This window comes from Flavobacteriales bacterium (assembly GCA_020635395.1).
Classification (GTDB): domain Bacteria; phylum Bacteroidota; class Bacteroidia; order NS11-12g; family UBA9320; genus UBA987.
The window spans coordinates 681,279-701,047 of the sequence record JACJZV010000002.1; the positions used below are offsets into that span (position 1 = coordinate 681,279).

Below are 19,769 nucleotides of genomic sequence, written 5' to 3' on the forward strand. Positions count from 1 at the left end.
CGTGAAAAAAATAGTTACTTTTTTTATTAAGTACCCCATCACGGTAAACGTGTTGATGGTGCTTATGGTCATTTTCGGTACCATCTCTTATTTCGAATTAAAATCGAGCTTTTTTCCGGTTATCCCCAACCGTATAATCAATATTCAATTGGTTTATCCAGGCTCTTCACCCGAAGAAATTGAAGAGGGTGTGGTGGTGAAAATTGAAGAAAAACTAAAAGGTGTTTCGGGTGTAGAGCGAATCACTTCTAAAAGTCAGGAAAATGCAGCCACCATCACGGTAGAAGTTGAAAAAGGCTACAATACAAGCACTGCTCTTGAAGATGTTAAAAACGGTGTGAATGCCATAAACTCATTTCCAACTGGTTTAGAAAAACCTATTGTGGTATTGAGGGAGAACGTTAACCCAACCGTAACATTCTCACTTTCAGGAGAAAATGCAAATCTTCGCACATTAAAAAGCATTGCCCGACAAGTAGAAACAGATTTATTGAGTCATGAAGGCATTTCAAAAGTAGAACTATCCGGTTTTCCGGAAGAGGAAATAGAGGTGGCTTTGAGCGAAAATGCCATGCAGGCATACAATATCAGTTTTGAGCAAATATCAAACGCTATACGAAGCACCAATGTAGATGTAACAGGTGGCAAAGTGCGAACCGAGGGTGAAGAATTGCTCATTAGAGGAAGAAACAAAGGCTACCATGCCCGCGATTTGGAGGATATTGTGGTAAAATCAACTCCAGATGGAAAAGTTGTTTTGCTGAAAGATGTAGCCAAAGTGGTGGATAGATGGGCCGAAAATCCGAATAAAACCATAATAAACAAACAACGCGGAGTGGAGGTGACAGTAAACAGCACCGACAACCAAAATTTAGTTCAAAACGCTGATTATGTTCGTAGATACATTGATGAATTTAATAAAAACAATGGTCAGATAAAGGCCACAATGATTAGCGACCGTAGTGTAAACATAAACGAACGAAGAGATTTGTTGCTTCGCAATGGCGGACAAGGAATGCTCTTGGTGTTGTTGCTTTTAGCTTTGTTTTTAAATATTCGAATAGCTGCCTGGGTTGCCTTTGGCATTCCGGTTTCCTTTTTTGGAATGATAATCATTGCATCGTTTTATGGTGTTACTATCAACGTAATCTCGTTGTTCGGAATGATTATCGTTTTGGGTATTTTGGTGGACGATGCCATCGTAATAAGCGAAAATATTTATCAGCACTACGAACGCGGAAAAACACCCATTCGTGCGGCTATTGATGGCACAATGGAAGTGATGACCGCCGTTATTACAGCCGTTTTAACAACCGTTGTTGCGTTTGCATTTTTCTTTTTGGTAGATGGTCGGCCGGGCGATTTTTTCTCAGAACTTTCGTTCGTGGTCATTGCCACACTTCTGGTTTCGTTGGTAGAGGCACTCATAATTTTACCCAGTCATATTGCTCATTCAAAAGCTTTGAAGCAGGGTTTGGATGATAAGAATTTATTAGAACGAGCCACGGACAAGGTTTTTAACTTTATGCGTGATAAAACCTACGCTCCCGTTTTAAGATATTTCTTAAACAATAAATTTTTGGCAATCACCATTATGGTTTGCGGTCTTGTGGTAACGGTTGGAGCTATGAAAGGTGGGATTATAAAAAGCACATTTTTCCCATTTATTGAGCGGGACGATATCCGGATAACATTAGAAATGCCCTCAGGCACTCGAGAAACCATAACCGAAGAAAAACTAAAAACCATCGAAGCCGCAATTGATCGGGTTAACAAAGAATATAGCGGCAAACGCAGCGATAGTCTTCAGGTGGTGCAGAATGTGAGCATAAAGGTTGGCCCCGGCACCCATACAGGTACAATAGATGTAAACCTTTTAAAAGGAGAGACCAGAAACATTGCCGTTTCCGAGGTTGAAAATGCTTTTAGAAAGGAAACTGGCGTTTTACCCGGTGTAGAAAAACTAACATTTGGCACCGCCAGTGCCTTCGGAAAACCTGTTTCTGTTACTCTTTTAAGCCGAAATTTTGAACAGCTAAACGCTGCAAAAAATGAGGTAAAAGCGGCAATGGAAAACATGGATCAATTAAAAGATGTGGTGGAAAACACTCAAGCAGGCCCACAAGAAATTCAATTAAAACTAAAAGAAAAAGCCCACCTTTTGGGTTTGTCTGAAGCTGCAATTCTTAATCAAATAAGACAAGGCTTTTTTGGAAATGAAGTACAGAGATTGCAGCGAGGTATAGACGAGGTAAAAGTTTGGGTAAGATATGACGAGGCCAATCGATCATCCGAAAATAATTTGGAAAATATGCGGATTAGAACCACCTCCGGCCAAGAATTGCCCCTAAAGGAGTTGGCTACATACACCAAACAGCGGGGCATTGTAAACATAAATCACCTTGATGGACAACGTGAAATAACGGTAGAGGCTGATATTGCCAGCCGAAAAGTGAGTGCAACGGAAATGGTTACTCAACTAAAAGATGAAATAATGCCTTCCATTTTGGCCAAATATCCGAGTGTTACACCACTTTATGAAGGACAAAACAGAGAAGCCGCCAAAACCCAGACATCAGCCAAGGTGGCTCTACCTGTGGTGCTGCTGATTATTATTTCTCTTATCGTTTTTACATTTAGAAGTTTCGGGCAAACTGTGGCCATTTTCGTTCTTATTCCATTCAGTTTTGTAGGTGTGGCTTGGGGTCACTACTTCCACGGGCAGCAAATAAGCATTCTTTCCTTTTTGGGTATTGTGGCTTTGATTGGAATTATTGTAAACGATTCGTTGGTTTTGGTAACGAAGTTCAACCAATATCTGCAAGAAGGGTTGGAGTTTAAAGAAGCCGTCTATCAAGCAGGATATAACCGGTTTAGAGCCATTTTTTTAACCTCGGCTACCACCATTGCTGGTTTGGCTCCATTGCTTTTCGAGACCAGTTTTCAGGCTCAGTTTTTAAAACCAATGGCCATTGCAGTGGCCTACGGCATAGGCATTGCCACTCTTTTAACCCTATTGGTTTTGCCGGTTTTGCTGGTTGTTTTAAACCAAATCCGGTTGGGATGGTTTAGAGCCTGGAATTGGGAAAAAGCGAGCAATAGAGAATTGGTAGAGCCTGCCATTAAAGAACTTGAAGTTGACAAGGAAGTATATGATGAGGAGTAATCTATTTTTGATTTTGATGTTTGGTGTTTCGCGTGTTTTTGCCCAAACCGAAACTCCAGTGTATAATTTGGAAACAATCATTGACAAAATATTGGCAAACAATTTTGAGGTGAAATCAATTTCGTATGATGTTGAAATAACCGAAAACGCTGCCACCAAAGGAAATGCCGGGATGTTGCCAAATGTGAATCTGAATGCCGGAAGCAATTATAGCAACAACAACACGGAGCTGAAATTTGCCGGAGGCATACCATCTGCCAATGTAAGTGGGGCTCAAAGCACCGGATACAACACCTCCATTGGTTTGAATTACACAATTTTCAATGGTTTTGCACGATTAAACAATTATGAAAAATTGAAACTAAACCATGATTTGAGCGAAGCTCAATTGAGACTTACTCTTGAAAATGCGGTAATAAGTGCCATCGGTTTGTATTTGGATATGGCCAAATTGCAAATGGATATTGATGCGTTGCAACAAAATTTAAAAATCAGTCACACCAGATTGAATAGAGCGGAACTTGCCAGTCAGTTTGGTACCACCAATTCGCTCGCCGTTTTAAACGCACGTGTTGATTTAAACACAGATAGCGTAAACTTATTGAATGCAAAAAACCAACTTGCCACCATCAAGCGACAAATAAACTATTTGATGGGCGAGGTAATTTCTACCGATTTTAGTGTAAATAACCAAATCAATCTTACCGACAACCTTAGTCTGAGCAATGTTTTGGAAGGTTCGCAAAACAACAGTGTCGCCTTGATATTAGCCAAACTTAGAACAGAAGCAGCCGAGATTGATGAAAATTTGGCAAAAGCCAACACCTACCCTACAATCAACTTTACCTCCAGTTATGGTCTTAATGCCTCGCAAAATGGTGCAGGTATCATTTTGGAGCAACGCAATCTGGGGTTTTCGGCTGGTCTAAATGTTACTATGCCTATTTTTACCGGTGGACGAACCAAAATTGCCATGCAAAATGCGGCTCTTTCGTTAGAAAAAAGCAACACCCAATTAGCACAAAATCAACTTTTGATAAACAAAGAAGTGTATGACTACTGGGCTAATTATCAGTATTTTATGCAACTTTTAACCATCGAAAGAGAAAATATTAAAACCGCAGAGTTAAATCTTAAACGAACGGAAGAAGCCTATAAATTAGGGCAGATTACATCGGTGGAATATCGTCAAGCTCAACTCGGTTTATTGTCGGCTCAAAACCGAATCAATGCCGCCTTGATCAACATAAAAAAAGCAGAATACCAACTTTTGCGTTTGAAAGGAGATTTGGTAAAATGAAAATAATTTGCGTTGGTAGAAACTACCGTAAACATGCCGAAGAATTAGGCAACGAAGTGCCGGAAGAACCGGTTTTGTTTATGAAACCCGATTCAGCCATAATGCGACAAAGAGATGCATTTTATATTCCTGATTTTACCGACGACGTGCATTATGAGGCTGAGATTGTCGTTAAAATCAACCGACTTGGAAAACGCATTCAGAGCAAATTTGCACCAAAATATTACAGTGAAATAACGGTAGGAATTGATTTTACTGCCCGCGATGTTCAGTCGAAACTAAAAGAAAAAGGCTTGCCGTGGGAAAAAGCAAAGGCCTTTGACAACAGTGCTGTGTGCGGCCACTGGCTAGATGCCTCAAACTACGATTTAGAGAATCTGAACTTTGAATTGAAACTAAATGGTGCTACTGTTCAAAAAGGAAACACCAATATGATGTTGTTTTCTATTAACCAACTTATTGAACATTCGTCTCAATATTTTATGCTAAAAATAGGGGATTTATTGTTTACCGGAACCCCAGAAGGTGTAGGCAAAGTGTCGCCCGGGGATATGTTGGAAGGATTTATTGAAGGTCAAAAAGTGTTGAATGTTCGCATAAAGTAGGTGGTGTAAATTTTTTACCTGTTAAAAATTATTGTTCTTTTGAAGAAAAACTTCAATAATTATGGCACTAAAACTCGAAACGACACACGAACAATTAAGAAGAAATTTGGGAATATTAGGCGTTAGTTTACCCATTATTTTGCTCATTTATAGCAACTTTCATCCTCAGCCATCTATTAGCGATTTTTATTATACCAATATTGGTATTGTTTTTACAGGAGTTCTCATTGCATTTGGTTTGTTTCTTTATTCCTATCGCGGTTACGAAAAACAGAAAGATGAAGTAATTAGCGATAATTGGCTAACCAATATTGCCGGAATTTTGGCCATTGCCACGGCTTTGATTCCTACCCAATATGTTGAAAATCCTTACTCAACTTGGCCACCAAATGGGCATAATAATGAAACTATAGGTCTTATTCATCTGCTGTGTGCATCTGGCTTTTTTATCATCATGGGTTGGATGTCGATGTATAGATTTACCTTAAGCACCGACCCCGCAAAGAAAAATCGAAATAGGCTTTATAGAATTTGTGGCATTGGTGTTTGGGTGAGCTTATTATTTGCCGGATTATCGATAAAATTTGATGTACTGCAAGTTTCTAAAATTGACGTTTTTATATACGAAACGGCCGCATTGTGGTTTTTTGGAACAGCATGGCTCATAAAAGGTGAGGCACTTAAAAAGCTCGGTATATAATTGGGTTCAGATGGTCTTTCCTTTTTTAATCTATTCGGAGAAGGCTTTCAAACCCTGAAAATCATCCAAAATTAGGTTTCGGAGAACAAAGGTTGGCACTCGGAGACCAATTCTTTCTTGTTTAATATAGGTGTAATACTTTTGAATACTACTAACTCTGATGGTGAGCTAAGCAATTGTCGGACGGGCAAATATTCCAAACAACATGAAAAAACTTTGCATTTAGGTTCTCATTTATTACCAATACTATTTGTCTGTTTATTTTAACTTCGCTTCCGTAAATACGTTACATGGCGAATAAGGAAAATAATCTAAACCCTTTTCATATTGAATTTATTCAAAAGCAAAAGGTGTTTTTTGTGGCTACCGCCCCAACCGAAGGTTTTATCAATCTTTCGCCCAAAGGTATGGACTCGTTTAGAGTGATTGACAATCAAACAATTGTCTGGCTCAATTTGACCGGAAGCGGAAATGAAACCGCGGCACATTTGCTCGAAAACCCGCGAATGACCATAATGATGACTGCCTTTGAAGGCGACCCTTTGATTTTAAGATTGTATGGAAAGGCTGTTGCATTTCATCCAAGAGACCAAGAATGGGAAGATTACATTCATCTTTTTCCTGAAATGCCGGGTAGCAGACAGATTATTGAGTTAAAACTTGAAAAAGTAATGACCAGTTGTGGTTTTGCTGTACCCATTATGGAGTTTAAAAAAGAGAGAAGCCAATTGATTGATTGGTCGAACAAAAAAGGCGAAGAGGGCATTTTGGAATACCAAAAAAACAAAAATGTTTTGAGTTTAAATGGAAAACCGACGGGTCTTTTCGAGGTGTAATTACCCAACAAACCTTTCCAAAAAATCTTGTTTTCGGCGAATGGCAATCTCCAATTCTTTGCCGTTACTCATTTCTACAAATCCACCTTTTCCCTTTTTGTAGCCCTGCACATGCTCAAGATTTATAAGATAACTCTTGTGGATTCGGAAAAATCCGGCATCACCAAGTAATTCATCAAAATGTTTTAACGTTTTGCAAATTGTTTTTTTCTTTCCGTTTACAAACATAAAATCGGTCAAATTATCATTGGCTTTGCAATAAACAATATCTTTTAGTTGTGCCACCTCAAATCCTTCCAATTCGGGAAGCACAATGCGTTTTAACTGATTTTCGGTCGTATGCAGATTCGTTTGCAGAATACGAGCCGAATGAATTCTGTCTTTGTTTTGAATATTCTGAGAAACCTTTTCAACCGAGGCTATAAGTTCTTCTATATCAATGGGTTTTAGCAAATAATAGGACGCACTCATGTTGAGAGCTTTTAACGCATAATTGCTAAAAGCTGTTACAAAAATCAGTTCAAAATCAATTTCAGGAAGTTGTTCAAGCAAATCAAAACCATTTCCGTAAGGCATTTCCACATCCAAAAATACCAGCTGCGGCCTATGCGTTTCTATGGCTGTTTTTCCGATGGATATATTCTCAGCTTCTGCCGCTATATTTACATTCGGGCAATATTTTGTCAGATAGTTTCGAAGCGTTTCTCGGCTTACTTCTTCATCTTCTATTATTATGGCTTTTAACTCATGCATTTTCTGCGTATTTTTTATCGTCCACATCTAAAAAGGGCAGCTCAATGCTCACACTCGTGCCGGTTTCATTTTCGTCCAAATCGGTGATGGAGCATTTTACATGGATGTTGTGAATTTCGTTAAGCAGTTTTATTCTACCGTTGGTATTACTAATTCCGGTCGATTTTCCCATTTTTTGATTTTTTGTTTTCAATTCTTCACTCCTTTTTCTACCAATTCCGTTGTCCTTTATTTCAATTAAAACGGCATTGTTTTTCTTCCAAAATTTAACGGCTAACATTCCCTTTTCTTCCTTATATCGAAGCCCATGCCATATCGCATTTTCAATATAAGGTTGCACCATCATAGGCGGAATCAAAAGTCTATCAATTTCTAGATTTTCATCCACTTCAAAAACGTAGTCGAAATGGTCTTTAAATCGCAAGTGTTCCAAGTTTAAATAACGCTCCAAAACTTCCAATTCAGCAGATAGTAGTACAAAATCTTTCTTGCTGTGTTCCAAAACCGTTCTCATCAGTCTGGCAAATTCAGACAAGTATTTGTTGGCACTTCTGTCATCACTTTTTGATATAAAACTATTAACCGAATTGAGCGAATTAAAAATAAAATGAGGATTCATTTGACTTCTCAACGACCTGATAGACAATAGTTTATTGGCAATTTGTTTTTGCTTTGTGCTACGGTATAGCATAACTAAACCCAAAAGCATCAACACCAATAGAGCCGCCAAAATGTAGTTTATTCGTTTCTGTTGACGTGCATTTTCTGCTTTTAAATTGCTTTCTTTTTGCAAAAGCGAAATTTGCTTTTCGTCTAATTCCTTGTCTTTTATCAATAAGGCTATTTGGTTTTCTTTGTCCGAAAATTGGGAGTTTTGGTTGACCAAATCTTGCAATTGCGATTCTTTTTCGGCCAATAGTTGTTCTTGAACCTGCCTGTATTGGTCAAAACTTGCCTTTGCTTGTTCAAATTTACCCAGTTTGGCGTAGGCTTCCGAAAGGGCTTTGTGTGTTTCTCCAGTGCTTTTTATCTGCCCGGTTTGATTTGATAAAACAAGATTTTCTTGCAAAAACGGAATGGCTTCGTTGGCTTTGTTCATAAACAAATAGTTGCCAGCAATATTGCTGTTGTTATCCAAAACCCGTTGATTGTCGCCGTTTTTTTGATTAATTTTTTTAGCACGTTTTTCGTATTCATTGCTCTTGTCATACTCGCCAATGCTGTTGTATGAACGACCAACGTTTTGCCAAGATACACTTTGATCGGTTTCATTGCCATAATTATCGGCCACTATGCCGGCCAACCCAAAATATTTTAGTGCTTGAGCAGTGTCGTTTTGGCCTGCATAACATTTCCCGATAAGCTCATACATCTCCGAAACTTTTGTTTCTTGGTTCGCACTTCTAAACGAAACCAAAAGCTGCTGATAAAATGCATTTGCCTCGGTATATTGTTTATTGTTAAAAAGTACTCTGGCTAAGTTTTCTTTTGCCAAACGTTCATCGGTTGCACTCTGTTTTTGCTGGGCAAGTGATAAAAATTCGCGGTATTCGGCAATCGCTTGGGGGTATTTTTTGGCACCTTCGTAAGCGGCTGCAAGCATTTTTATTGAGGTATAATAGCCCGAATTGTCACCAATTGCTTTAAAACCATCTTTGGCCTTTTGATAATATGATGCTGCCTGTTCGTAGTTCTTTTTTTGAAAATAAATGGCTCCCAGCGATTGGTAACAAAATACTTCGCCTCGTTTATTTTTATTTTTAAAACTGAGTTTTAATGCCTCCTCAATTTCTGACAATGCTTTGTTTGGGTCTGAAGAAATGTTTCTATTCGATTGATTTATAAGGTCATACATTTTGGCTTCATCGGCCTGCTTTATTTCGAGTTCGGCAATATTGCCCACTTGTGCAAACAGCAGAATTGCCTTACAAAAACAAATAACCAAAATTATTAACCGTTTCAAACTTGTGCCTAATGAAAGTTGCCAAACAAAGGTAAATAATTTAAAAGCCAAATTGCAGAACGCAAACTAAGGTGGCACGTGCGATAACTCACTTTTTGTTTTTAGAAAAACCCTAAAGGCCGACATTCGAATAAAAAAAGAAAAAGAATATGAAAAAATCCCTCTTCCCCTTTTTAGTTCTAGTTTCTACATTTTTAACAATGTGCAATGGCTCATATAGCAAATACGACTCCCGAGGTTCAAACATTATTGAGCAACTATATCAAGAAGCACTTTCTGAGGATGACGAACTTAAAAAGCTAAACTCTACATTGGAAAATTTGGATAAAAATATCTCTAAAACACTGAGTTCGGCTAATGAATACAATGGCTTTTTTGCGAGATATTGGTCGGCTGCCATAGTGTCTATAAAACAAATTTCGGACTCGAGTATATCACAAAAAACCAATCTGTTTATTCAAAAGAAGAAAAACGAACATGAAAAATCTGAAACTGATTTGCAAACAAAACAATCGATACTTGAAAAACAGAAAACGGAACACGAACAGAAATTTTTAGCATTAAAAATTCATATAAGTCAACAACAGCTTGAAAAGTACAAAAAAGAAAATCGACCGAAACCCGAGGATTTTGACCAACTTTTGAATGAAATTCAAAATGCGGACAAGGCCATTCAGCAAAAACTAAAAGCACTTAATAGTGCTTTTTAAAAATAAGATTTTTGCTTTACTCGCGGCCTGATAATAGGGTCTTTTGGTACAAATGTAATGTCCTCAAATGTCCAGTTGCCTTTAGGATCTATTTTAATCATCAAACTTTGATAGGGTTTAAACTCAAAAACTTGATGAATTGACTTACCGTTGGCGTTGATAATGAGTTCAACTGAGTCGGACTGATTCATATACGACATGCCTGAATATATTGGGTACTCCAAATTTTTGGATATTTTTTGTGCCAAAAACAAATGCAGGGTTCCGTCTTTCTCCTTTCGGCACCAATAGGCCGGCAATGTATCTCCTTCAATAAGTGGTTTGCTTTTTATTACCTCCGAAAAGTTTTCTGATACATTTTTCTGCATTTTTAATTCGTGAAGGAACACATCAAATTCCATTGATTTGTTATGTCCTGGCTGGGCAGGCAATTTTTTTAAGCAAATGGGCAAGCCTTTTTGAGCAAGTTCTAAAATTCGGCTTAATGCTCTAATATCCATATAATTAACATCAATATACAAAACAGAAAACTGAGCATCACCAACGATAAGTTTTCCATTTTTTACTTCTGCATCATCCAAAAAAGTGCGGTTTACCCATAATGGATGATAGCCTTCCAGCTCGGCGTTTGGATAGATATATCGAAGTTCATATTCACCCCATACCCACACCCGGCGTTTTTCGGGCGGCAAAGCTCCTTTCATTACAGCATCTTCGTATGGCAAATACACAGCAACCTCACTATATGTTGTACCCTTTTGCATGATGCCCGAAACTTTTTCCATATAACTATTGAATTGAGGTAATTCAGGTTCAAGGCTTCCGCCGGGTCCAAAATAGGTGGTGGCAAAAAACTGAAACGAGTCGCAACCCTTTGGGTTATAAGGCATTCCGTGATAAAAATGTTGGTTTACACCTTGTGCAAAAAGAGCATCAGCTACAATCTTAAGGTCAGCAGTTTGTTCCTCTCTGAGGTAGGTATCATGAAACCCATACATACAGGTAAATGTCTCACTCGACACCACAGGTTTAGAGGCCAAACAAGCAGCCGAGCTGACAATTCTTGAAAAATTTGGATTATTCAACATGGCTTCCGACTCCGGAATGTCAACCATGCCATAAAGAGTCATTATATCTGCAGGAGCTGCCAAACATTGCACGCGACTCCAAGCCCCCATTTCTGCACATTTATCTACATAAGGTTTGTAAAAACCATTGGTTACATAATCTTCCAAATGTAGCATGTAGTCATACCGCACATCTGGGAATGAATCCAAATTTTGCTCCATGTATGGGATAATATCGTATCCAAACTTTTGCTGAAAAGTAGAATCAAAACCCGGCGTCCAAATTTTGTTCGTAAAGTTTAATTTTATCTCCCACGAGTCAGTGAAAAGTGCCGATTTTGAGCCTTTAAGGGCATCTTTCATGGCGTTTTCTATCGGGTTCGCAAACAGTTCAAAAGCCTCTTTATCCAAATGATTTATCACTAATTGATTTTCAGGCCAAGTCCATGCAAAAGTCAGCGTTTGTCGAAAAGAGGTATCTCCGTAAATTTGGGTGGAGTGTGCCACATCAATGTTGCTTCCGGCCACAGGCCATGCACTTCCAAATGTAAAATCACAAGCAAGGCCAATAGAATCGGCATACAATTTTGTGTATGCCACTATCTCCGACCACTCGGGGCTAAGCCATTTTTGTGCTGTGGTGTCTTTTTGGTAGTGCCGGTTTTGACGAATAGAATACAAATCTTTGTAGCGATACAATGGATAAACCCAGGCAACTTCAACACCACCAAAATTGTTTTTCTTAGCCCAATCAAGTTGATATTTGATGTCTTCTTTCTTTATTTCGGTAGCAAACCACCACCATCGGGTGCAAGGTTTTGAGGTTGGATAAAATTGGTTTTGAGTAGTTGTTGTGGTGGGAGTTGTGGTTTTACAAGCCACCAATTCAACCAATAAAATAGAGATAAAAAGTGCTTTGCTTAATGCGTTCATGGTGTAAAAATAGAAAAAATCAATTTTATGTATTAATCTTTGACTTGAACAATATGCCTCAAATGCTATTTTTACAGCGTGAAACGGCTTATTATCCGAATATTTGTTGTGTTGGTGTGCCTTGTGGTAGGTTTTGCTCTTGGCTATTTGCGGCTACCATACATTGATGAAAAATACAACTTTTGGATTGGTTTTGTTACTGCATCAGCAATTGTTTTATGCTACTTTTTGTTGAATAAAGTAGGTTCTAAACTTTGGATAAGTAATCCCAAAAAATGGGCTGTTGTTGGTCTGATTGCATTTTCGGCATTGTTTATTACCCTGTTGACCAAAAACAAAATGCTACAACTAAATGCCCAACAAAGCGAAAAAAGAGCCACCGATTTACAAGCAATTTCCGATTCTATAACAAGTCAAAATCAGGCCGTGATTCTAAATGAAATTATAAATCAGTTAAGGCTTGAATCTGGCAATGGTAAAATAATTTCCGACCACGCAATCGAGAGAATTTCTGCTTTGACGGCAACTTTAAAACCAAGTCGCCAATTTGATGGAGATAGCCTAACCGAAAAAAGCTACAGTCCTGAAAAAGGTCAGCTACTTTTGGCCATTTTGATGATGAATTTGGATAGCAATAGCTTCAAGAAAATCAAGCAAAAAGTGTCTTTCGCTCAAGCCTATTTACCAAGAGCCAACCTTCAAAAAATGGATCTAAGCGGCATTGATTTGAGCAATAGTTATTTGAAAAGTGCAGAAATGGATGAGGTAAATTTGAGCGGAAGTAACCTTAAAGAAGCCAATATATGGGGGGCGAATCTTCGACAAAGTGTATTTGACTCTTCAAATATGAATCGGTGCATTTTGTCGTGGTCTAATTTAGAATATTCGAGCCTAATTGGTTGTAATATGAACGCTGCAGAAAGTGAAAATACAAATTTTACTTTCTCTAATGTTTCTTTAGCAAAGGCCTCTTTTTCAAATCTTAATTATTCAAACTTTAGTTATGCCCAACTTAAAGGGGCTAACTTGGATTGGTCTAAATTGAAAATGGTCAATTTTGACAAAACAGATCTTTCATCCTCATCAATCATAAACGCCGATATATCTCATTCCAACATTTTCAGTGCTATTTTGAACGAAATCCAAGTTAATAAATCTTGGTTAGAGGATTTATGCAAATGGGAAATTTCTAATAGTGAACAAATCCAACAAGAGTATCAAATTCGAACAGATTCTTCTGGCCCTGAAAAAGAAAGATTGTTTAAATATTTTCTTGTACCAAAAACGTTTCAGTAATCTGAAAAAGACATCCCCTGGGAAACTCGGTTGATCTTTGCGGTAAACTTGGCAATCAAGTCATCATGCGGTTTAAAAGGATAAAATGAGACATTAAATGACCATGCATAATAGCTCTGAACATCATTTAAATAGTTTGTTAGAAGATAAGGTGTCCAATATGTTTCTTTGGAAATAGTGTATTTTGATTTTAAGTATTTTCCTAAAATTTGCCCTAGTTCGTTGTTAAATAAATCAACGTAATTGTCAACTGGATTGATATTGGGGTCAACAATTTGTTGCTCCGTAAATTCTCCAGTCAAAAGCTCCGGCATATAATATCTCTCATGAACATTCCCAACGAAGTCTGCAACCGTATCAGAACATAAGGTTGTAATCAAGGCTTGTGCTGTGAAGTGGTTGAATGTATTAGTGTATCCTTTTTCAAGACTATCCGCTTCTGTCTTAAACGCCAAATTAGGATTTGAAATGTTTGCGACAGATTTTAATGCCAAATCATAGAAGGCTATATCTCCTTCCCCAAATAAACTTGGTCGTCTTCGAGCAAGCTTATTTACCATATTGAGTTCTTCCCTTATTGCAATTGCAATAGGAGATTGATGGGCAAATCTGACTCTTAAAGCAAAATCTCCTTCTTTTGCTTTTATTATATCACCTTGAGATATCCCATTTTCAAATACAAATTGAATGTGATTTTTTTTTGTATCATTTCCATATTTCAATTTTACAGCAGGTAATTTGTACATAGCTGATTCTCCTCCCCTCAAATACTCAATTTTCACCACCTTTTTCAATTCGTCCAAATTCTTAAATCGGCTTGCCAAAAGGGCTTTAACTCCTACTACTTCGGCTAATGGTTTGTTGAAGGTTTCTTCAGGGGTGGAGCAATTTTGCTTTTGGTTTTGACACCCCCAAAAGGTAATTACGGCTATAAAACCGATTATTCGTGCGTATTTTATTGATAATCCTTTTTTCACTCGAAACAAAAATAATTAATATTGTTTGTATGTTTTCAAAGTGTATTTCGGGCTTCCTTTTTCTGTTGTTTTCGCTTAATTGTTTTGCCGACAAAGCAAAATTCTTTTCCACTCAACATATTCAACAATGCATCGACAGTTTGCATTCCATTGGTCAGGGTAAAGTTATTATCCCAAAAGGGACGCATACTGTGGGTACCATTTTTTTAAAATCGGGTGTGGAACTGCACCTCGAAAAAGGGGCTATGTTAAAATCAACTCAAAATATGAATGAGTTAAAATGGGTTTCAAATACAACGGCCACCAACAAATGGAAATCGTTAATTATTGCTAAAGATGCTGAAAATATCTCAATTACCGGTGAGGGAACAATTGATGGGAGTGGTGCTGCTATTGCCCATTATCTCGACAGTCTTTTTTATAGAGGTATGCTCGACTCTTCGCTTTATCAGTTGCAAGAAAAACGTCCTGTTGCACATGTTCGACCGCAAATAATTCAATTCGTAAATTGTAAAAATGTTCGAATTGAAGGCATAACCATACAAAATGGCTCAAGTTGGTTGCAGTGTTATGATATGTGTAAACATCTCACTATAAACAACATAAGAGTATTGAGTAATACCTACTGGAATAACGATGGAATTGATATAGTAGATTGCCAAAATGTGAAGATTACGAATAGTTTTTTTGATGTTTCGGATGATGGAATTTGTTTCAAATCATACATCAGAAATAATATAAACACCCGTTGCGATAGTGTTTATGTGGCCAATTGCAAAGTTCGGTCGAGTGCAAGTGCGGTAAAACTTGGTACCTCATCTTATGGCGGTTTTACTAATTTTTTAATCGAAAACATTTTTATTTACGACACGTATCGCTCGGCTATTGCCATCGAAAATTGGGAAGGAGGATTGGTTGAAAACATTACCGTGCGAAACATTAAAGCCAAAAACACTGGAAATGCAATTTTTATAAAACTTAATCATCGCGGTAAGTATAACAACCCGATTGGAACACTGCGAAACATTTTAATTGAACATGTGAAAGCTGAAATTCCGTTTGAACAACCAGACTACTATTACCCGCTTCCAGGCCCCGCTCTACCTTTTTTTCACAATGTTTTCCCTGCATCGGTCTCTGGTATTCCGGGTGGAATGGTTGAAAATGTAGTTTTGCGAAACATCTCTATTACCTATCCCGGTAGAGGCAATGCTTCGTATGCAAATATTCCTGCTTGGCGATTAAAAGATGTGCCAGAAAAAATAGAAGAATACCCCGAATTTTCAATGTTTGGAGAGCTGCCTGCTTGGGGCTTTTATTTTAGACATATTGATGGTTTAGTTTTAGAAAATGTGCGTTTAAAAATAAGGCATACCGATTATAGACCAGCTGTTATTTTTGATGATGTCAAGAATTTGAATACAAAATTTGTAAAAATTAAAAAGGACGAAAAGGAAGAACATTTTGTCTTTGAACCACCAGTTAAAATGCAATAATTATCTTTTGAGTTTGTTTTTTATCGGCACAAAATGCAAGTTACTTTTTCCTAAATCTTTTGAAGTAGCCACGGCCAAACCCCGCTGTTCCTTCTCATTTACGGCACAATAAAAATGATAAACCACTCCGTTCCATTTTATAACACACGGCTTGTGAGCATATTTTATATCATAGTCTTCTGATGGCTTTATCAAATCTTCGCCTTTCCAGTCTGTCCAATGAACCAAATCAAAAGAACAAGCAAAACGATTGAAAGCATCTTTTCGCTCAGCAGGCCAAAAAGCCCCATAATAAAACATAACATACAAATCTCCCATTTTTTGTACAACGCCATCACCGGTGAGTCCTGTTTCGTGTTGCAAAATGGGGTTGTTTTTATATCGCTCCCAATGTATCATATCATCCGAAACGGCCATTCCAATACGCTCCACCCAATTTATTTTTGAGGATGTATCACCCACAGCATTGTAGTACATCACAAATGGTTTTCCTGTAATATTTTCCCTATCCCAAATTATGCTGCTTTTGTACAACTTTTTGTTTTCCCAATATCCTGTTGTACTATCTCGGGTGGTCATAATAGGATTTTCTAACCGTTGCCAACCATGAGGTTCCGTGGGATTTTTATCGGTAAACGACATACCAATTGAAAGCAAACCACGTTCGTAACCCTCACTGTTGCTGCCAAAATAAGACATCCAATATTTGTTCTCAAATTGTTGCAACCCATAGTTTCCACCCCATGTATGATCAACCAACGCCGGATAGCCAGCCGCCTGATTCCAATCCCACCGTTTTTCGCTCATAAAAGGAAGAATTTTTCCTAATTGCTCCCAATGTAATAGGTCTTCACTTTTGGCAAGACACGTCTCGTAACCTCTTCCGTTAAAAGTTAAAAACGTCATATACCAAAGACTATCTTTTCTGAAAATGGTTGGGCAATCTATCATATTCGAAGTGTCTTCATGAATCAATATCATGCCATATTTATAGGGTGTTTTTATTTCATTAAACACCTTTTGCATTTGTTTGTCAGAAACTGCCGTATTTTGAGAGGTTTTGGGGCCTCTGTTAAAAAAACATCCAAAAACCAATAACATTGAAAGTGTTCCCCAAAGTTTCATTTTTCCCAAAATAAAGACTTTTTAGACATACCTATAAATTGGGGCTTAGCCATTTTTCCACTTCCTCAATTGTGGCATTTTTTTGCTCCGTGTAATGCTGCAATTGGTCATTTCCAATTCTACCCACAGCAAAATATTTACTTTTTGGATGGCTAAAATAAAAACCGGAAACGGAGGCAGCAGGATGCATTGCAAAGCTCTCCGTGAGGGTCATTCCCGTATTTTTTTCTACTTCTAATAATTTCCAAATTTTTCCTTTTTCCGTATGGTCGGGGCAGGCTGGATAGCCTGGTGCCGGACGTATTCCAATATATTTTTCTCGAATCAAATCAACGTTTTCCAAATTCTCCGTTTGGTCGTACCCCCACCCAATTTTTCTTACATTTTCATGCAAATATTCGGCAAATGCCTCTACCAATCTATCGGCAAGCACTTTGGTCATTATAGCTTTATAATCGTCGTGGTCCTCTTCAAAATGTTTGGCCATTTCTTCCGCACCATGTATGGAAACCGCAAAGCAACCCATAGAATCATTCTTTCCCTTTGGAGCCACAAAATCGGCCAACGAAATATTTGGTATTCCATCTGCCATTTTTCGTTGCTGCCGCAAAAAGTTGAACGTTATTTTTTCGTTTGGCAAATGAATATTGTGCCCATCAGAATGGGCTGTGAACAAACCGGAAACACCTTTGGCTATGAACTGTTTTTCATTAATAATAAGGTTCAACATCTCTTGTGCTTCGTTATAAAGTTTTGTTGCTTCGTTGCCAACAACCTCATCACTCAATATTTGTGGAAACCGACCGGCAAGCTCCCAAGCCTGAAAAAAAGGAGTCCAATCTATATAATTTCTCAGTGTTTCAAGCGATGGACTATGGGTTTCAACACCCTGTTGTTGAGGAATCTTTGATTCAAAATTCTCCCAATCTAATTTTAACCGATTTTCAAAAGCCTTTTCAAATGTTAGTATTTCTTTGGTCGCCTGCCGTCTGCCGTGTTCTTGAGCCAATGCAATGTATTCGGTTTTGTATTTTTCAATTGTTTCTTTCCCCAAATCTTTCGACAACAAGCTACCCACAATAGGAACACTTTTGGAAGCATCAATTACATGAATAACAGCATTTTTGTATTTAGGGGCAATCTTAACGGCTGTGTGTACTCGCGATGTCGTTGCACCACCAATGAGCAATGGCTTTGTAAAATTTTGGCGTTGCATCTCTTCTGCCACATGCACCATTTCGTCCAAACTGGGTGTTATCAAGCCGCTTAATCCGATGATGTCGGCATTAATTTCTTTGGCCATTTGCAAAATTTTATCTGCCGGCACCATTACCCCGAGATCAACAATCTCATAGTTGTTGCAAGCCAAAACTACACCAACAATATTCTTTCCAATGTCATGTACATCGCCTTTTACAGTGGCTAACAATATTTTGCCACGGGTTTCGCCTTGTTGCTTCTCAGCCTCTAAAAACGGCATAAGATAGGCCACTGATTTTTTCATTACTCTCGCCGATTTTACCACCTGTGGCAAGAACATTTTACCCGAACCAAACAAATCACCCACCACATTCATACCATCCATCAGAGGTCCTTCAATCACTTTTAATGGCGATGAAAGTTTTGTCCTTGCCTCTTCTGTATCGGCATCAATAAAATCAGTATTTCCTTTTATGAGGGCATGTTTTAGCCGTTCTTCAACCGATTGTTTTCTCCACTCATCATCCTTCTGAATGATTTTTCCTTTCTGCTTTACCGTTTCGGCAAATTCGATTAGTCTTTCGGTGGCATCCGGCCGTCTGTTTAAAACCACATCTTCCACTCTTTCCAACAAATCTTTTGGAATCTCGTCATACACCTCAACCATTCCGGCATTCACTATTCCCATATCCATTCCGGCTTTTATGGCATAATAAAGGAAAACGGAGTGAATAGCTTCTCGCACCGTATCGTTGCCCCTAAATGAAAAAGAAATGTTGCTTACGCCACCACTTACCAAGGCATTTGGCAAATTGGTTTTAATCCATTTAGTAGCCTCAATAAAGTCAATTGCATAGTTGTTGTGTTCTTCCATTCCGGTGGCAATGGCCAAAATATTGGGGTCAAAAATGATGTCTTGAGAAGGAAAACCAACCTTATTTACCAGAATGTCGTAACTGCGTTGGCAAATTTCTATCCGCCTTTCAAAGTTGTCGGCTTGGCCGGTTTCATCAAATGCCATAACCACAGTGGCCGCACCGTATTTCTTAATTTTTTTTGCTCTTGCAATGAATTCCGCCTCGCCATCTTTTAAGCTAATGGAATTTACAATACCCTTTCCCTGAAGACATTGCAAACCAGCTTCAATAATTTCCCATTTGGAAGAATCTATCATTACTGGAACCTTACTGATGTCGGGTTCGGAGGCAATAAGGTTAAGAAATTTTATCATGGATGCCTTGCCGTCAAGCATTCCTTCATCCATGTTTATATCAATAATTTGAGCCCCGTTTTCTACTTGTTGCCGTGCAACAGAAAGTGCCTCATCAAATTCATTATTTAATATTAGTCGGGCAAATTTTCGTGAGCCAGTTACATTGGTTCTTTCTCCAATGTTTACAAAGTTCAATTGGTTTGTAACGTTTAATGGTTCTAAACCACTCAGTTTTAAGATTTTATTCTTCTCGTTCATATTAATATGTTATCCAAGAAAAACAATTGTGTTGTCGAAATTATCTTTTTCGCTCCTTAGCGAATAGGATGTAGCACCTTGTTTTACAGGTTGCCAAGACTTCACAGGACCTATTCCCTCCGTCTTTCTTGATAACGGTGACAAAGATACATATTTCAATAACAAAAAAGT

The 19,769-nt window shown here is 38.1% G+C and carries 14 protein-coding genes and 1 riboswitch; of the genes, 8 read left to right on the forward strand and 6 right to left on the reverse strand.

What is annotated here, in order from left to right:
- Nucleotide 1 precedes the first annotated feature (1 nt).
- From H6607_09135 to H6607_09155, 5 genes are all read left to right on the forward strand, one after another.
- Complete coding sequence (locus tag H6607_09135; protein ID MCB9262524.1) at nucleotides 2-3,166, forward strand: efflux RND transporter permease subunit; 3,165 nt, start codon at nucleotides 2-4, stop codon at nucleotides 3,164-3,166.
- Complete coding sequence (locus H6607_09140; GenBank protein ID MCB9262525.1) at nucleotides 3,153-4,466, forward strand: TolC family protein; 1,314 nt, start codon at nucleotides 3,153-3,155, stop codon at nucleotides 4,464-4,466. The genes H6607_09135 and H6607_09140 overlap by 14 nt, the downstream gene beginning before the upstream one ends.
- The gene (locus tag H6607_09145; protein ID MCB9262526.1) at nucleotides 4,463-5,071 is read left to right on the forward strand and encodes a fumarylacetoacetate hydrolase family protein; all 609 of its coding nucleotides are present in this window, start codon (nucleotides 4,463-4,465) and stop codon (nucleotides 5,069-5,071) included. The genes H6607_09140 and H6607_09145 overlap by 4 nt, the downstream gene beginning before the upstream one ends.
- Nucleotides 5,072-5,132: 61 nt before the next feature.
- The gene (locus tag H6607_09150) at nucleotides 5,133-5,771 is read left to right on the forward strand and encodes a hypothetical protein (GenBank protein ID MCB9262527.1); all 639 of its coding nucleotides are present in this window, start codon (nucleotides 5,133-5,135) and stop codon (nucleotides 5,769-5,771) included.
- Between the two features lie 290 nt (nucleotides 5,772-6,061).
- Nucleotides 6,062-6,607 carry a pyridoxamine 5'-phosphate oxidase family protein gene (locus H6607_09155; GenBank protein ID MCB9262528.1) on the forward strand — a complete coding sequence of 182 codons (546 nt, stop codon included), beginning with the start codon at nucleotides 6,062-6,064 and terminating at the stop codon, nucleotides 6,605-6,607.
- Here the strand turns inward: H6607_09155 and H6607_09160 are convergent, their stop codons facing one another.
- The gene (locus tag H6607_09160; protein MCB9262529.1) at nucleotides 6,608-7,360 is read right to left on the reverse strand and encodes a response regulator transcription factor; all 753 of its coding nucleotides are present in this window, start codon (nucleotides 7,358-7,360) and stop codon (nucleotides 6,608-6,610) included.
- On the reverse strand, nucleotides 7,353-9,374 hold the full coding sequence (locus H6607_09165) for a histidine kinase (protein ID MCB9262530.1): 2,022 nt from the start codon (nucleotides 9,372-9,374) through the stop codon (nucleotides 7,353-7,355). The genes H6607_09160 and H6607_09165 overlap by 8 nt, the downstream gene beginning before the upstream one ends.
- A 149-nt stretch (nucleotides 9,375-9,523) precedes the next feature.
- On the opposite strand from H6607_09165, the gene H6607_09170 reads away from it, so the two are divergent.
- Nucleotides 9,524-10,033, forward strand: a complete 510-nt coding sequence (locus H6607_09170; protein ID MCB9262531.1) for a hypothetical protein — start codon at nucleotides 9,524-9,526, stop codon at nucleotides 10,031-10,033.
- Here the strand turns inward: H6607_09170 and H6607_09175 are convergent.
- Complete coding sequence (locus tag H6607_09175) at nucleotides 10,030-12,033, reverse strand: hypothetical protein (GenBank protein MCB9262532.1); 2,004 nt, start codon at nucleotides 12,031-12,033, stop codon at nucleotides 10,030-10,032. The genes H6607_09170 and H6607_09175 overlap by 4 nt on opposite strands.
- Before the next feature lie 78 nt (nucleotides 12,034-12,111).
- Between H6607_09175 and H6607_09180 the strand changes: the two genes are divergently transcribed.
- Nucleotides 12,112-13,329: a pentapeptide repeat-containing protein gene (locus tag H6607_09180; GenBank protein ID MCB9262533.1), complete on the forward strand. Its 1,218-nt coding sequence runs from the start codon at nucleotides 12,112-12,114 to the stop codon at nucleotides 13,327-13,329.
- Here the strand turns inward: H6607_09180 and H6607_09185 are convergent.
- On the reverse strand, nucleotides 13,323-14,132 hold the full coding sequence (locus tag H6607_09185; protein MCB9262534.1) for a hypothetical protein: 810 nt from the start codon (nucleotides 14,130-14,132) through the stop codon (nucleotides 13,323-13,325). The two genes, H6607_09180 and H6607_09185, sit on opposite strands and share 7 nt — an antisense overlap.
- Before the next feature lie 203 nt (nucleotides 14,133-14,335).
- On the opposite strand from H6607_09185, the gene H6607_09190 reads away from it, so the two are divergent.
- Entirely contained in the window at nucleotides 14,336-15,802 is a 1,467-nt protein-coding gene (locus H6607_09190; GenBank protein MCB9262535.1) for a glycoside hydrolase family 28 protein, read from the forward strand.
- Here the strand turns inward: H6607_09190 and H6607_09195 are convergent, their stop codons facing one another.
- On the reverse strand, nucleotides 15,803-16,903 hold the full coding sequence (locus H6607_09195) for a glycosylase (GenBank protein MCB9262536.1): 1,101 nt from the start codon (nucleotides 16,901-16,903) through the stop codon (nucleotides 15,803-15,805). It abuts the gene before it with no gap.
- 55 nt (nucleotides 16,904-16,958) lie between these two features.
- Nucleotides 16,959-19,598 carry a methionine synthase gene (gene metH / locus H6607_09200; protein ID MCB9262537.1) on the reverse strand — a complete coding sequence of 880 codons (2,640 nt, stop codon included), beginning with the start codon at nucleotides 19,596-19,598 and terminating at the stop codon, nucleotides 16,959-16,961.
- Between the two features lie 37 nt (nucleotides 19,599-19,635).
- A riboswitch (SAM riboswitch) is annotated at nucleotides 19,636-19,736 on the reverse strand.
- Nucleotides 19,737-19,769: the final 33 nt, after the last annotated feature.